Below are 14,799 nucleotides of genomic sequence, written 5' to 3' on the forward strand. Positions count from 1 at the left end.
GAAGATTTGAATAAACGTTCTTTATTTCCCATTTAGATCTATTATTTCATAGTTAATAATATTATTTCTTTGATCAATCGAATACAAAGATAGGTAAAACATTACTCCACTCATACAAAACTTCAGCTTATTTTCTTATTTTTGGTGGATAATAATGATAACGTGAAGATGAGGAAGATACTTACAATGCTGTTATGTTCTGTGTGTTTACTAACGGCCAAAGCACAGACTATTCCCAATATGTACCGTAACGTCGATCAGGCAAAAATGAATCATTGGGTTGATTCTGTGTTTGATAAGATGAGTTACGATGAACGGATCGGGCAACTCTTTATGGTGATTTCCGAACCGAAATCGGATAACCGCACCATGCAGCGGCTTATGCGATACGTCAATGAAATAAAGGTCGGAGGAATCCTCTTTCATAAAGGGAACCCTGTTACCCAGGCTGAGGTAACCAACCGGTTGCAAAAAGCATCACGCGTCCCGATGTTCGTTTCGCTGGACGGAGAATGGGGCTTGTCCATGCGCCTTAGCGGAACGACCCGTTTCCCTAAAAACATGATGCTGGGAGCTATCGAAGATGATAAACTGATTACCGAATACGGGAAGGAAGTAGCCCGCCAATGCAAAGAGATGGGCATTCAAATTAACTTTGCCCTGATATAGATGTAAATAGTAATACCGATAACCCGGTGATAGGCCTCCGTTCGTTCGGAGAGAATCCCCGTGCCGTCGCCGATAAAGGAATAGCCTATGCCCGCGGACTGGAAGCTGCCGGTATCATCTCTGTAGCCAAACATTTCCCGGGTCATGGCGACACTTCGGAAGATTCGCATAATACATTGCCTGCCGTCCATCATGACCGGGCACGCCTGGACAGCGTTGAATTGTATCCTTTCAAACGTTACATCTATGATGGTTATGCCGGAGTTATGACCGGACATCTTTATGTTCCGACACTGGATAAAACCCGCAATCTCCCTTCCTCCTTTTCCCGTCCGATTGTAACGGGACTGTTGCAGGAAGAACTTGGTTTCAGAGGCCTTTGCTTCACAGATGCACTGGCCATGAAAGGTGCTACGACTAAAAAATCGGATAACCCGTCAGTAAAAGCATTACTGGCAGGGAATGATATATTGCTGGCCCCCGCTGCCCCGATTAACGATTTCACAGCGGTGAAAGAGGCGATCGACGAAGGTATTTTATCCATAGAAGACATCGAAGCCAAATGTATCAAGATACTCCAGTATAAATACATTACCGGACTGGATAAATACCGACCGATTGAAACAAAAGAGTTAAGCAAACGGCTGAACTCACCGCATGCAGCCTGGCTAGCCGCCAAACTCAATGCAGAAGCAATTACATTATTAAAGAACGAATCCGACATGGTCCCGCTCAGACAACTGGATAAAAAGAAGATTGCCGCCTTGTCAATCGGTTCGCCTGCCGGAAATGAATTTCAGGAAATGTTGGGGCGTTACGACAGTATTGCCTGCTTCAGCATCAGCCGTAGTTCAACTGCTGCACAAATCCAACATGTTTACAGGCAGTTGGAGAAATACGATGTAATCATCTGCGGCATACACACAGTCCGCATCCCTGAAAGCCTGCAACTCCGTCAGCTGGCGACTAAGAAAGAGCTCGTTTATGCCTTCTTTACCCTGCCCTATTTCTGTAAGGAATATAAAAGTTCCATTATGAAAGCGAAGGCGGTAGTGATGGGATACGAAGGTACGCCTCTTGCCCAGGAATATGCCGCCCAGGTCATCTTCGGGGGGATTCCAGCTAAAGGCAAACTACCGGTTACCATCCCAGGCGTATTCCATGCCGGAGCCGGCATCTTCACGGAAAAAACACGGTTAGGTTATCACGAACCGGAGGAAGTCGGAGCCAATCCCATACGCCTCGATGTAATCGGATCCATTGCAGAAGAAGGGCTTGAAGAAAATGCCTATCCGGGTTGCCAGGTGCTGGTTGCCAAAGACGGCATGATTATTTACGACAAGGCCTTTGGTTACTTTGACTACGACCAAAGCCGGAAGGTACAGGAAAATTCCGTCTACGACCTGGCGTCTGCCTCCAAAGCGGCCGGGACTTTACTTGCCGTAATGAAAGCGTACGATGAAAAGAAATTCACCCTCAATAATAAAATAGCGGACTTTCTCCCCGAACTGAAAGGTTCCAACAAGAAAGACCTGAATATAAAAGAATTGCTTTACCATCAGTCGGGAGTTGTCTCCACAATCAATTTCTATCTGAATGCCATCGATAAGGACAGTTACAAAGGCAGTCTTTACAGCAGTGTAAAAAATGTGACCCATCCGGTACGCTTCGATGCCAAAACATACGTACGCAATGATTTCAACTATCTGCCCGACCTGGTTTCTACCGAGAAGAAACCGGGATTCACCACCGAGGTAGCCCGCAACTTCTACCTGCACGATTCCTTCAAAGACAGTATCATGCAGGAAATAAAAGACTCCCGCCTCGGAACACGCGGCAAATATGTGTATAGCTGCGTCAACTTCATCATGCTGAAAATGATGGTGGAAAACCAGATGAAGCAACCGATGGACCAGCTGTTGCATAACGACTTTTATAGCCGGCTGGGAGCCTGGCACACCACTTATAATCCGCTGAAAAGAATAGACAGTCTCCAGATTGTCCCGACCGAGAACGACCAGTTCGTGCGCCGCCAGTTACTTCGTGGCTATGTGCACGACGAAGCTGCCGCTTTCCAGGGGGGCGTCTCCGGCAATGCCGGCCTGTTTTCGAATGCCAATGACCTGGCGAAAGTATTACAGCTTTTCCTTAATCAAGGCACTTATGGCAACGAACAATACTTATCAACAGAAACCTGTCGTCTTTTCACCCAAAGTAAAAGCCCGACAAGCCGCCGCGGACTGGGTTTCGATAAGCCTGCCCCGGGAGCTCATAAAGGTTCTCCTTGCAGCAGCCTGACGCCACCTTCCGTCTATGGACACACCGGCTTCACCGGGACTTGTTTCTGGGTGGACCCGGACAACCAGTTGCTTTATATCTTCCTTTGTAACAGGGTCAATCCGTCGCGTGCCAATAATAAACTCAGCCAGTTGGATATCCGCAAACGAATACAGGATGCAATCTACAAGGCAATTGATAGGAAAAGCCAAAAAGATTAGTATTTTTGCACCACCTTTTAGAACAACATTAATTACATAAAACAAATAAAGTATGCTATTCGGACACGGTGATGACTTTTACAATTCGCAGAACGAAGTAAAGATTAACTTCAGTTCTAACGTATGGCACGGTGCTAACCTCGATAAACTCAAGGAACATCTTAATGAGCAGTTCAGTAAGCTGACACGTTATCCGGAACCGGATGCTGCTTCACTTAAAAGGTTGCTTGCCCGTCGATATGAGATAAAAGAAGAAAATGTAGTTGTAACCAATGGTTCGATTACCGCCTTCTATCTGTTGGCACAGGCTTGGAGAGGGGCTAAATCCACGATTGCCGTTCCTTCCTTCTCTGAGTATGAAGATGCCTGCCGACTACACGAACACGAAATCAATTTCTTCCCAACCTCCGACGACCTCTCGGAGCTTTCTCTGGAAGGACAGGATTTCTGCTGGATATGTAATCCTAACAATCCAGATGGCAAACTGATTCATCGTACGGAATTGCTCCGGTTGATTGCAGCCAACCGCAATACAAAATTCATCATCGACCAGGCTTATGTTGCCTTTACCACCGAAGACATGCTAAAGCCTTCAGACGTTAAGAATCACCCGAACCTGATTCTTATCCAGTCTATCTCTAAGGCCTACAACATTCCGGGATTACGTATCGGTTACCTGGTTGCTTCTCCTGAAATAACAGCCGAAGTAAATAAGTATATCATCCCCTGGTCGGTAAACGCTATTGCGCTTGAAGCCAGTAAATATATCCTGATTCATCCGGCCCAGTTTACTTTGCCTATCCGTAAGTGGCAGCGTGAAACAGCCGAATTGATTTATCAGTTAAGCAAATTCGATAACCTGGAAGTCATTCCTACTTCAACAACCTTCTTCCTTGTCCGCCTAAAGAAAGGCACAGCGGCAGAACTAAAGAAATACTTGTGGGAGAAGAATGGAATCCTGATTCGTGATGCCTCCAACTTCCGCGGACTGGATGAAACATACATCCGCCTGTCCACCCAAACAAGTGCTGAAAATCAGATATTGATTGATGCTATCCGTGAATGGTTCGCTCAATTATAACACTATTATAGAATAGCCGGAGCAAAGAGATTGTTTTTACTCCGGCTATTTCATCTCCTACATGCATTAATTCGAATAAAAACCATTCACCCTTCACCTTTAGCATATATCAGCCTAAACACCAATCACTTATACAGGTGAACGATTAATAAAACGAAGAAAATCAAACCCTTCACCTTTCACCTTTTATCTGCCTGCCAACTATCGCTCCCCCTACTGACTATTCCTGCATAGCATGCTGTCTTTTACTATAAAAGATATGACTCATTCTCTTTTCCATCGCCGTCGCAAAGCTTACCGACGGACGTCAGCAAGCTTATCCACCTCCGTCGATAAGCTTTGCGACGGTCGTGAAAAAGACAAGATATAATATGCTTTCGATTAGAAATAAATAACCTCCGGGGTAGTTGCTACTAGCCTTTCTGATAAAGGTAAGGGACATAAACACAAAAAGGCCGCCTCTTTAAGAAGCAGCCCTTCAGTCATTACATCTGATTCTGTAAGTGTCAGAATTATTTTTTGTACGTCTTATAGCCATAAACAGCCAGATCGCCCAATTCTTCCTCGATACGAAGCAACTGATTGTACTTAGCCATACGATCCGAACGGCTCAATGAACCGGTTTTGATCTGTCCTGAATTAGTAGCTACGGCGATATCGGCAATCGTTGCATCTTCCGTTTCGCCGGAACGGTGCGACGTCACTGAAGTATAGCCGTTACGGTGAGCCATTTCAATAGCATCCAGTGTTTCACTTAATGTTCCGATTTGATTTACTTTAATCAGGATAGAGTTGGCGCAGCCTTCTTCGATACCTTTCTTCAGGAATTCAACATTAGTTACAAACAAGTCGTCACCAACCAACTGAACACGGTCACCTAAAGCTTTAGTAAGATGCTTCCATCCTTCCCAGTCGTTTTCGTCCATACCGTCTTCGATAGAGTCGATCGGATATTTGTTAACCAAATCCAACAGGTAAGCAACCTGTTCGGCAGCAGTCCGTTTGGCACCGTGGGCACCTTCAAACTTCGAATAATCGTAGATACCCTTCTTATCGTAAAACTCGGAAGCGGCACAGTCCATAGCGATTGTCACATCTTTACCCGGTTCGTATCCGGCAGCTTTAATAGCGGCCATAATAGAACCCAAAGCATCTTCCGTACCATTGAGAGCCGGAGCAAAACCACCTTCGTCACCAACTGCCGTACTTAATCCGCGGTCGTGCAACACCTTCTTCAAGGCATGAAATACTTCTGCTCCCATACGCAAGCCTTCACGGAAACTCTTTGCACCTACCGGGCGAATCATAAATTCCTGAAATGCTATCGGGGCATCACTGTGAGAACCACCATTGATAATATTCATCATCGGAACAGGCAATACATAAGTATTGGTTCCGCCTATATAACGATATAACGGCAAATCGAGATAATTGGCAGCCGCTTTAGCTACGGCCAGCGAAACGCCTAACATGGCGTTGGCACCGAGTTTCGACTTTGTCTTTGTTCCGTCCAACTGAAGCAGTTTATGGTCGATTGCACGTTGGTTCAATGCACTCATTCCGATGATAGCCGGTGCAATTACATTGTTAACATTATCCACAGCTTTCAGTACACCTTTGCCTCCGTAGCGTTTTTTATCACCGTCACGCAGTTCTATTGCTTCATTTTCACCAGTAGAAGCACCGGATGGAACGGCCGCACGACCAAAAGCGCCGCATTCAAGAAGCACATCTACCTCTACTGTCGGGTTACCACGGGAATCAAGAATCTCTCTACCTATTACTTTTTCAATTTTCATAACCTAAATATTTAGTATTCTGTATTTTTTTCACTCAGTACAAATATAACAAACGGTTCACTAAGATTGTTGCCAAACCCTTATAAAGATTTTCAATGAATAAATAGAGGACTTCATTTCTCAATTCAATATTTTATCTATATTTACACCCCGAATTGATAGGTATTTTTTCTTAAAAAGTTTCAACCTTTTGCATTAACAATGTGTTTTAACATAAAAAGTTTATTGTTGAATCATGAAAAAAGTTCTGTCCATATTAACACTCCTTATCCTGATCTTTATAGGTCAGGAGGTTACGCTTAATATAGATAGTGAAGAGACGGTTCAACAATGTAACCAAAATGAGAAAGAAAAGAGCCTCTCCTACGATAATACTCTAAAGAAGTTTGAATTAGGGAAAATCCCTCTTGAGTCTCTTGATATAACTGCACGCACCAAACCGGCTTTCGATAATTACGAACGGCTATTCAAATTATCGAACAGCAATAAGAGTCTTCTTCTCTTGAAGTTGAAAGAGCAGGCCTCACAATATAAAATATCGGAGACATTATCTATTATCCATACAATAAATTACCTCTCGCTTCGCAAATGCGGAAATCAATGGATCTACGTTTTGCGAAAACTCATTATTTGATATTATTATAAGACATTTATAATTGTTGATTGTGCCTTCGAATACGGCATGATCCGGGTGTGCATTCCCTTTTTTGTACACTAAGACTATTATTTTCTGTTTTTTATCTCTTTAATAATATCAAAATTATGAAAACAAATCAATCTGTTATATCAAAAACATCTAATGGCGTTTCAGCCGGCATCGTCATTATCATTTGCTTTATCCTGGCAGTATGCTTCTTTCATTTCGTACTGGGCAATCCTTCCAACTTTATGGATAATAATCCGGATAATCATCCGCTTCCCGGCAATTATGCAGGAACAATTTATAAAGGCGGTTTCATTGTCCCCGTTGTTATCACTCTTTTACTTACTGTAATCACCTTGAGTGTAGAACGTTTTATTGCCATCAACCGGTCTAAAGGGAAAAAAGCCCTGCTAGGGTTTGTACGTACTATAAAGAAAGACCTTGAAGACGGAAATCTGGGCGCAGCTCAAAAGGCTTGTAAAGAACAGCAGGGTTCTGTGGCCAATGTCGTTAACGCCGCATTGACCCGTTACGCTGATGTAGAAAACAGGGCGGATCAGACCAAAGAACAAAAGATGGTCATCATACAGAAAGAGATCGAAGAGAGCACGGCACTGGAATTACCGTCTATGGAACAGAACCTGCCGGTTATTGCTACGATCTCGACATTGGGAACTCTGTTCGGGTTGCTTGGAACCGTACTGGGTATGATCCGTTCGTTTGCCGCCCTGGCCAATGCCGGAGCTCCCGACTCAGTAGCATTGTCGACCGGTATTTCCGAAGCTCTGGTCAATACGGCCTTAGGTATCGCCACCGGTGCCATGGCTATTATCTCGTACAACTATTTCACCAGTAAAATAGATAATATCACCTATGCCATCGATGAAATAGGTTTCTCTATCGTACAAACATTTGCGGCTAAACACTGAAACATATGCCTAAGATTATAGTAAAACGAAAAAGCACATTCATCGACATGACGGCGATGAGTGATGTAACGGTGTTACTGCTTACTTTCTTTATGCTGACATCTACCTTCATCCAGAAAGAACCGGTCGTGGTTACTACCCCGGCTTCCGTTTCCGAAATAAAAATACCGGAAACGAATATTCTTTCCATCCTGGTAGATCCGGAAGGGAAAGTGTTTATGAGCATGGACAAACAGGAGGATAAGGCAAACGTATTAAAGAAGCTGGGACAAGACTACGGTATTAACTTCAGCGACAAAGAAATATACGAATTCAGCCTTCTTCCTTCCTTCGGTGTTCCTATCCAGAATATGCAGGAATTTCTGAATCTACCGTCTTCCGAACAAGACCGTCTGACGCAGAATTACGGAATCCCCGCCGATAGCACGAACAACCAATTCAAAGCCTGGATACAACATGCCCGCGAAGTGAACCGCGACCTGGTGATCGCCATCAAAGCCGACCAACAGACGCCATATCCTAAAATCAAAAATATAATGAACACATTGCAGGACCTGAGAGAAAACAGATATAATCTCATAACAACTCTCAAGAATGTGCCCGACAATGTTTAAACAACAAGCAGTATGGCAGAAGTAAATACAGATAAAGGAAAAGGCGACGGCAAGAAAGGTAAACAAAAGAAAGTCAATATCCGTGTCGACTTTACGCCGATGGTGGATATGAATATGTTGCTGATCACGTTCTTCATGCTTTGTACTTCGCTGAGTAAGCCGCAGACCATGGAGATCAGTATGCCGTCGAAAGACCATGTCACGGAAGCCGAACAGACAAAAGTGAAAGCCTCTAAAGCCATCACCCTTATATTGGGTGAAGACAGCAAGGTGTACTACTATTTCGGTGAACCGGATTATGAACATGTAGAATCACTGAAAACAACCGATTTTTCTCCTACCGGATTACGTAATATCCTACTGGAACGCAATTCCGACGCTGTACAACAAATATCGGAGTTGAAAGTGAAAAAGCTAAACAAGGAAATTTCCGAAGATGAGTTTAAAAAGCAGGCTACAGAGATAAAAGGTGGCAAAGATGCCCCGGTCGTACTGATCAAGGCGACCGACGATGCTTCCTATAAAGACCTGGTAGATGCGCTCGACGAAATGCAGATATGCAATATTGGTAAATATGCAATCGTTGATATAACCGACGGAGATAAATTTCTGGTCGACAACCTGAAAAGTGGCGGAGAACTCGCTAAACAAATAGCAGAGGCTAATGCCGGCCCTAAAAGAAAATAATTCGTATCACCAATAAAAAAGAACGATCATGATTAATATGAACAATATAAATCTGAATTCACCGGAGTGGTGCGAATTGATCTTCAACGGGAAGAATAAAGACTACGGAGCATACGAGTTGCGTAAAAATTCTTCCGGCAGACATATCCGCGCATTGATCATTGTAGCTATCGGAGCTATTCTGGTCATGACAATCCCGGCTTTGATCAAATCGGTTATTCCCCAGCATACCAAAGAGCAGGTACTGGAAGTAACGACACTTTCCAACCTGCAAATGGAAACGAGGTACCGGAAGAAAATCAAATCCGTAATTTAGAGGCTCCACCTCCTCCCGTACTGAAAAGTACAATCAAATTTACCCCTCCTGTTATTAAGGCGGATAAAGATGTAAGGGATGAAGAGGAAATCAAGACACAGGAAGAACTGACAACCTCAAAACTGGCTATCTCGGTGGCAGACGTAAAAGGTTCCGAAAGTGAAGATGCTATCGACATTGCAGACCTGAAAGACAACAAGGAAGTGATTGAGGAAGAAACCGAACCTTATGTTGCCGTTGAACAAATGCCGCAATTCCCTGGTGGAAACGAGGCTTTGCTAAAGTTCATCAGTACACATTTGAGATACCCGGTAATCGCTGCCGAAAATGGCATTCAGGGAACAGTTACCCTCCGCTTCGTTGTAAGCCCAACGGGAGAGATCACGAAAGTGGAAGTTCTAAGGCAATTGGATCCGGCTTGCGACAAAGAAGCATTACGCGTTATCAAGTCTCTGCCACAATGGGTTCCAGGGAAACAGAATGGTAAACCGGTACCGGTCTACTTTACAGTTCCGGTACGATTTAAATTGCAATAAGATGGAGGTAAAGTGTATAAATATGAAGTTTGTCTGGGGTATATTCATGGTCATGATATACCTCGGCATGACTTTCCTGTTGGTTTTCACAAACTTGTTTAATGAGAATATGTCATTCCCTATGCGAATAATAGTTGGTATTCTGTTCTTCTGTTACACTTTATTCAGAGGTTACAGGCTCATAAAAGACAGCAAACGATGAAAAGTTTATTCTATATAACAGTATGTATAGTTCTGTTGGTTTCTTGCGGAAACAAGAAAACAGAAACTCCGGATGATACACCGACCAGTGGTGTTATCGCTATTGCTTCCGATGGCTGCTTTACCCCTGTCGTAGAAGAAGAAATCGCCGTTTTCGAAAGTATTTATAAGGAAGCCGGGATTGTTCCTTACTTTTCCGGTGAAACAGAAACTATCAACAGTTTACTGCGTGATAGCATCCGGCTGGCCATTACTTCACGCCCGCTAACCAAAGAAGAGACGGAATTTATGAACACTAAAAAATTATTCCCCAGAAACATTCAAATAGCAACAGATGCCATTGCATTGATTGTGAATAAACAAAATACAGATTCTCTGATCGGTATCCCTGTTTTGAAAGATATACTGACCGGAAAAATAAAAGAATGGAAAGAACTCAGTTCCGATAACCAATCGGGAAAGATCGAAGTTGTATTCGATAATCCTAATTCCGGAACAGTACGTTACGCCATCGATTCAATCTGTAACGGAAAAACATTTTCCGGGGATTTACATGCAATGAAAGAAAACCGGCAAGTAATAAACTATGTATCCCAAAACCGTGGAGCGTTAGGTATTATCGGAGTAAACTGGATCAGTAATCCGTCCGATACAAGCAACATGAGTTTCTCTGAGAACATAAAAGTAATGGCAGTCAGTCCTTACAGACATGCCACTGCAACAAATAGTTTTAAACCGTATCAGGCCTACATCGCATTAAAAAAGTATCCGATGAGCAGACCTGTTTATCTGATATTATCAGAACCCCGCATGGGCCTGGCTTCCGGTTTTACAACTTTCATAGCTAGCGACCGGGGACAGCGGATCATTCTTAAATCAGGTATTCTTCCGGCTACACAACCTGTAAGGTTGGTTAATGTCAGAGATCAGTTATAAACCCTATAAATATTTACAGTCATGAAAAAGAATTTATATATAATCATTTTAAGTTTTATCGCTATTGCCGTTTACGCAGATAACCGGCAAGGCATTGACTTTTACAAAGCCGGAGAACCAACCATAGCAAGCCGGCTTTTTGAGAAACAACTGAGCAGTTCTCCTGCCGAGCAGGCTGAAGCCTTATATTATCTGGGAGAAATTGCCTTTGATGAGAATAAAACTTCCGAAGCTCTGGCTAATTACCAGAAAGGATGGACGACATTTCCTGATTATGCCTATAATAAAGTAGGTGAAGGTAAAGTGCTACTCAAAACAGATAAATCTACAGCGCAAAAAGCATTTGATGCAGCAATCAAAATCAATAAAAAAGATGCTTCTGTTTATGTCGCTATTGCTAAAGCCTATTCAATGAACGGAATGGAAGCAGAAGCCCAGGCGGCTCTCGATAATGCTAAGAAATATAATGCTAACGACCCCGCCATTTATTTGTATGAAGGCGATTTACTTATCAGCAAAGATAAACCAGGAGATGCCGCCGGAAGATATGAACAAGCTATCCACTTCGATCCGGCCTGCAAAGAAGCTTATATCAAATATGCAAACGTATATCAGGGAGTCACTCCAACATTATCAATAGAAATGCTTCAGAAAGTAATTTCAAACTATCCGGATTACTTACCGGCATACTGCTATTTGGGAAACATCTATTCATTACAAGGGAATTATCCTAAAGCTGTAGCAGCCTATAAAACCTACATGGCAGGAGGTCTTTACTCAACAGACAATCTGGTTCATTATGCCTCTGCATTGTTTTTCAATAAACAATACGCTGAATCCGGTAAAATAATCAGTGAAGGCCAAGCAATTGATCCTGATAACTTTTTATTGAAACGTCTGGCCATCTATAATGATTACGAAAGCAAAGCCTACGAAAAAGGACTGGAAGAAATAAAGACATTCTTCAATAATCCGGATGCTAAATATATCTGGCAAGACTATTTATATTACGGTCGCCTGCTGAACAAAGCAAAACAATATGATCAGGCAGCAGATGCATTACAGAAAGCTATAAAAGAAAATTCTTCGCATACAGAAATCTATAAGGACCTTGCTGAAGTTTATAGTAACAGCGAAAATAATGCTGAGCCATCAAGGCTTATACACAGTATATAGAGGCTCTTGGAGAAGAATCGGAAGCTGCTGATTACTATCAATTAGGTAAATATTACTATACAGCAGCTGCAAAAGATAGTATTGCAGCCCAAAAGTACCTGTTCAAAGCTGATAGCCTATTTGCTATTGTAAAAGAACGTGTACCGGATAGCCACCTGGGTAGCCTATGGCAGGCACGTACACAATCTCAACTGGACCCCGAGACAGAACAGGGTTTAGCCAAACCCTATTACGAGTCTTGCATTCCCATTCTTGAAAAAAACAAAGAGAAATATAGCAATGAATTAACCGAATGTTACCGTTACCTGGGCTACTATTATTACTTGAAACAAGATATGGATAACTCCAAAATTTACTGGAACAAGATTTTATCAATCGATCCATCTAATACAACTGCGCAGGAAGCTCTGAAAAATATCAAGTAAGTAAACAAATAAATTGATTCGTTTATATACAAAAACAGCCGGCATAAAAATGTCGGCTGTTTTTGTATCGTATATAAGTTACAGAAATTATTCTGCAGCTTTTTCTTCTGTTGCTTCTGCTGCAGGAGCTTCAGCAACCGGAGCAGCTGTTTCAGCAGCTGTAGATTTCTTACGAGAACGTCTTGTTTTCGTAGTTTTCTTAGCTGTAGTATCCTTCAGCATGTTTTCGTTGTAATCAACTAATTCAATGAAGCACATAGCAGCGTTGTCACCTAAACGGTTACCAGTCTTAATAATTCTGGTATAACCACCCGGACGATCACCGATCTTCTGAGCTACTTCCTTGAAAAGTTCTGTTACAGCGTTCTTATCCTGTAAAGTACTAAATACCACACGTCTTGAGTGAGTTGTATCCTCTTTGCACTTTGTGATCAGAGGTTCAACAAACTTACGAAGCGCTTTAGCTTTTGCTGTTGTCGTAAAGATTCTCTTATGCTTGATCAAAGAAGAAGCCATATTAGACAGCATTGCTTCACGGTGAGTATTTGTACGACCTAAATGATTAAATTTCTTATTATGTCTCATCGCTTTACTTACTCTTTATCTAATTTATATTTCGTGATATCCATACCGAATGAAAGGTTCAGGCTTTCAAGCAGTTCATCAAGTTCAGTGAGCGACTTCTTACCGAAGTTACGGAATTTCAACAAATCATTCTTGTTGAATTTAACCAGTTCACCCAATGTTTCAACATCTGCAGCTTTCAAGCAATTCAAAGCACGAACGGAAAGGTCCATATCTGCTAGCTTGCTCTTAAGCAACTGGCGCATGTGAAGTACTTCTTCATCGAATTCTTCATTGCCGTCAGTATCTACTGTCTCGATCGCAATCTTTTCATCTGAGAACAACATGAAATGATGTATCAGAATCTTAGCAGCTTCTTTCAACGCTTCCTTCGGATGAATAGAACCATCTGTGGCTATTTCAAGAACCAACTTTTCGTAGTCCGTCTTTTGCTCAACACGGAAGTTCTCAATTGAATACTTAACATTACGTATAGGAGTATAAATAGAGTCAATGGCAATAACGTGAACGTCTGCATTCGGATCTCTATTTTCATCAGCGGGAACATATCCGCGTCCTTTATTTATTGTTAATTCAATCTGGAAACCAGCGTTCGGATCCAAACGGCAAATAACCAAGTCTGGATTCAATACTTCGAATCCGGTCAGCTGTTTACCTATATCACCGGCTTTGAACACTTCCGAACCCGAAACAGTAATACTTACTTTCTCATTCTCTATGTCGTCTACAATATGCTTGAACCGTACCTGTTTCAGGTTCAAGATAATGTTTGTTACATCTTCAATAACACCGGGAATTGTACCAAATTCATGGTCAACACCTTCGATCTTAATGGATGTAATAGCAAAACCTTCAAGCGACGACAGGAGAATACGGCGCAGAGCATTACCTATAGTAATACCATAGCCGGGTTCCAACGGACGAAATTCAAACTTTCCGAAGAAATTGTCCGCTTCCAACATTAATACTTTATCGGGTTTTTGAAATGCTAATATCGCCATGGAAATCAATTATTATTTAGAATACAATTCTACGATCAACTGCTCTTTAATGTTTTCAGGAATGTCAGTTCTTTCCGGCAGATGCAGTAATTTTCCGCTTAAAGAAGACTGATCCCACTCAATCCAAGGATATTTGCTGTGGTTGAATCCTGATAATGCATCAGCAATCACTTCCAAAGACTTGGATTTCTCTCTAACACCAACGATCTGACCGGCTTTCAAAGAGTAAGAAGGAATGTTTACAACCTTACCATCAACCGTAATGTGACGGTGAGAAACCAACTGACGAGCAGCAGCTCTTGTAGGAGCTATACCCAAACGATAAACTACATTGTCCAAACGACCTTCCAGTAACTGAAGCAGAACTTCACCGGTAATACCTTTTGAACGCTGCGCTTTGTCGAACAGGTTTCTAAATTGTTTTTCCAATACACCATAAGTGTATTTAGCTTTTTGCTTCTCGCGAAGCTGAATTCCGTATTCAGAAGTTTTTCTTTTTCTGGCGTTACCATGTTGTCCGGGAGGATAATTCTTTTTAGAAAGAACTTTATCCGGTCCGAATATAGCCTCACCAAACTTACGGGCAATTCTTGTTTTTGGTCCAGTATATCTTGCCATTTTTTTATTGTTTTAATTTTTCTGTCTGAATCTGGAACCGTGCAGCCGCGATTACAGAGAGGATAAGGTCTTTATGCAATCTATT

The 14,799-nt window shown here is 42.3% G+C and carries 11 protein-coding genes and 2 pseudogenes; 9 read left to right on the forward strand and 4 right to left on the reverse strand.

Annotation, left to right across the window (positions count from 1 at the left end; translation table 11 throughout):
• The first annotated feature begins 168 nt into the window (after positions 1 to 168).
• A pseudogene (locus DXA15_RS04225) lies at positions 169 to 3,167 on the forward strand (glycoside hydrolase family 3 N-terminal domain-containing protein).
• A 52-nt stretch (positions 3,168 to 3,219) separates the two neighbouring features.
• Complete coding sequence (locus DXA15_RS04230) at positions 3,220 to 4,248, forward strand: aminotransferase class I/II-fold pyridoxal phosphate-dependent enzyme (protein ID WP_128133238.1); 1,029 nt, start codon at positions 3,220 to 3,222, stop codon at positions 4,246 to 4,248.
• A gap of 512 nt (positions 4,249 to 4,760) precedes the next feature.
• On the opposite strand, the gene eno is transcribed toward DXA15_RS04230, so the two are convergent.
• Complete coding sequence (gene eno, locus DXA15_RS04235; protein WP_128133239.1) at positions 4,761 to 6,047, reverse strand: phosphopyruvate hydratase; 1,287 nt, start codon at positions 6,045 to 6,047, stop codon at positions 4,761 to 4,763.
• Between the two features lie 235 nt (positions 6,048 to 6,282).
• On the opposite strand from eno, the gene DXA15_RS04240 reads away from it, so the two are divergent.
• From DXA15_RS04240 to DXA15_RS04275, 7 genes and pseudogenes are all read left to right on the forward strand, one after another.
• Complete coding sequence (locus DXA15_RS04240) at positions 6,283 to 6,681, forward strand: hypothetical protein (RefSeq protein WP_128133240.1); 399 nt, start codon at positions 6,283 to 6,285, stop codon at positions 6,679 to 6,681.
• A gap of 128 nt (positions 6,682 to 6,809) precedes the next feature.
• Entirely contained in the window at positions 6,810 to 7,619 is an 810-nt protein-coding gene (locus DXA15_RS04245) for a MotA/TolQ/ExbB proton channel family protein (protein ID WP_128133241.1), read from the forward strand.
• A gap of 5 nt (positions 7,620 to 7,624) precedes the next feature.
• Entirely contained in the window at positions 7,625 to 8,233 is a 609-nt protein-coding gene (locus DXA15_RS04250; protein WP_128133242.1) for a biopolymer transporter ExbD, read from the forward strand.
• A gap of 12 nt (positions 8,234 to 8,245) precedes the next feature.
• Complete coding sequence (locus DXA15_RS04255; protein WP_009859519.1) at positions 8,246 to 8,920, forward strand: biopolymer transporter ExbD; 675 nt, start codon at positions 8,246 to 8,248, stop codon at positions 8,918 to 8,920.
• Between the two features lie 37 nt (positions 8,921 to 8,957).
• Positions 8,958 to 9,772 (forward strand): annotated as a pseudogene (locus tag DXA15_RS04260) (energy transducer TonB).
• 198 nt (positions 9,773 to 9,970) lie between these two features.
• Positions 9,971 to 10,909, forward strand: coding sequence for a PstS family phosphate ABC transporter substrate-binding protein (locus DXA15_RS04270; RefSeq protein WP_128133244.1), 939 nt, complete (start codon positions 9,971 to 9,973; stop codon positions 10,907 to 10,909).
• A 21-nt stretch (positions 10,910 to 10,930) separates the two neighbouring features.
• Positions 10,931 to 12,085 carry a tetratricopeptide repeat protein gene (locus tag DXA15_RS04275; protein WP_233566804.1) on the forward strand — a complete coding sequence of 385 codons (1,155 nt, stop codon included), beginning with the start codon at positions 10,931 to 10,933 and terminating at the stop codon, positions 12,083 to 12,085.
• Positions 12,086 to 12,597: 512 nt separating this feature from the next.
• Here DXA15_RS04275 and rplQ read toward each other — a convergent pair.
• Genes rplQ through rpsD form a run of 3 tightly spaced genes read right to left on the reverse strand, consistent with a single transcriptional unit; the run spans position 12,598 to position 14,714 of the window.
• Positions 12,598 to 13,095 carry a 50S ribosomal protein L17 gene (rplQ, locus tag DXA15_RS04280; RefSeq protein WP_010800551.1) on the reverse strand — a complete coding sequence of 166 codons (498 nt, stop codon included), beginning with the start codon at positions 13,093 to 13,095 and terminating at the stop codon, positions 12,598 to 12,600.
• Between the two features lie 8 nt (positions 13,096 to 13,103).
• On the reverse strand, positions 13,104 to 14,096 hold the full coding sequence (locus DXA15_RS04285) for a DNA-directed RNA polymerase subunit alpha (protein ID WP_009859525.1): 993 nt from the start codon (positions 14,094 to 14,096) through the stop codon (positions 13,104 to 13,106).
• A gap of 12 nt (positions 14,097 to 14,108) precedes the next feature.
• Positions 14,109 to 14,714, reverse strand: coding sequence for a 30S ribosomal protein S4 (rpsD, locus tag DXA15_RS04290; protein WP_009859526.1), 606 nt, complete (start codon positions 14,712 to 14,714; stop codon positions 14,109 to 14,111).
• Between the last annotated feature and the right edge of the window lie 85 nt (positions 14,715 to 14,799).

Source organism: Parabacteroides sp. AM58-2XD (assembly GCF_003463685.1).
GTDB lineage: Bacteria > Bacteroidota > Bacteroidia > Bacteroidales > Tannerellaceae > Parabacteroides > Parabacteroides segnis.

Coding starts and splice junctions, on each gene's coding strand:
- DXA15_RS04230 (WP_128133238.1), top strand. CDS start 3,220: ATGCTATTCGGACACGGTGATGACTTTTACAATTCGCAGAACGAAGTA.
- eno (WP_128133239.1), bottom strand. CDS start 6,047: ATGAAAATTGAAAAAGTAATAGGTAGAGAGATTCTTGATTCCCGTGGT.
- DXA15_RS04240 (WP_128133240.1), top strand. CDS start 6,283: ATGAAAAAAGTTCTGTCCATATTAACACTCCTTATCCTGATCTTTATA.
- DXA15_RS04245 (WP_128133241.1), top strand. CDS start 6,810: ATGAAAACAAATCAATCTGTTATATCAAAAACATCTAATGGCGTTTCA.
- DXA15_RS04250 (WP_128133242.1), top strand. CDS start 7,625: ATGCCTAAGATTATAGTAAAACGAAAAAGCACATTCATCGACATGACG.
- DXA15_RS04255 (WP_009859519.1), top strand. CDS start 8,246: ATGGCAGAAGTAAATACAGATAAAGGAAAAGGCGACGGCAAGAAAGGT.
- DXA15_RS04270 (WP_128133244.1), top strand. CDS start 9,971: ATGAAAAGTTTATTCTATATAACAGTATGTATAGTTCTGTTGGTTTCT.
- DXA15_RS04275 (WP_233566804.1), top strand. CDS start 10,931: ATGAAAAAGAATTTATATATAATCATTTTAAGTTTTATCGCTATTGCC.
- rplQ (WP_010800551.1), bottom strand. CDS start 13,095: ATGAGACATAATAAGAAATTTAATCATTTAGGTCGTACAAATACTCAC.
- DXA15_RS04285 (WP_009859525.1), bottom strand. CDS start 14,096: ATGGCGATATTAGCATTTCAAAAACCCGATAAAGTATTAATGTTGGAA.
- rpsD (WP_009859526.1), bottom strand. CDS start 14,714: ATGGCAAGATATACTGGACCAAAAACAAGAATTGCCCGTAAGTTTGGT.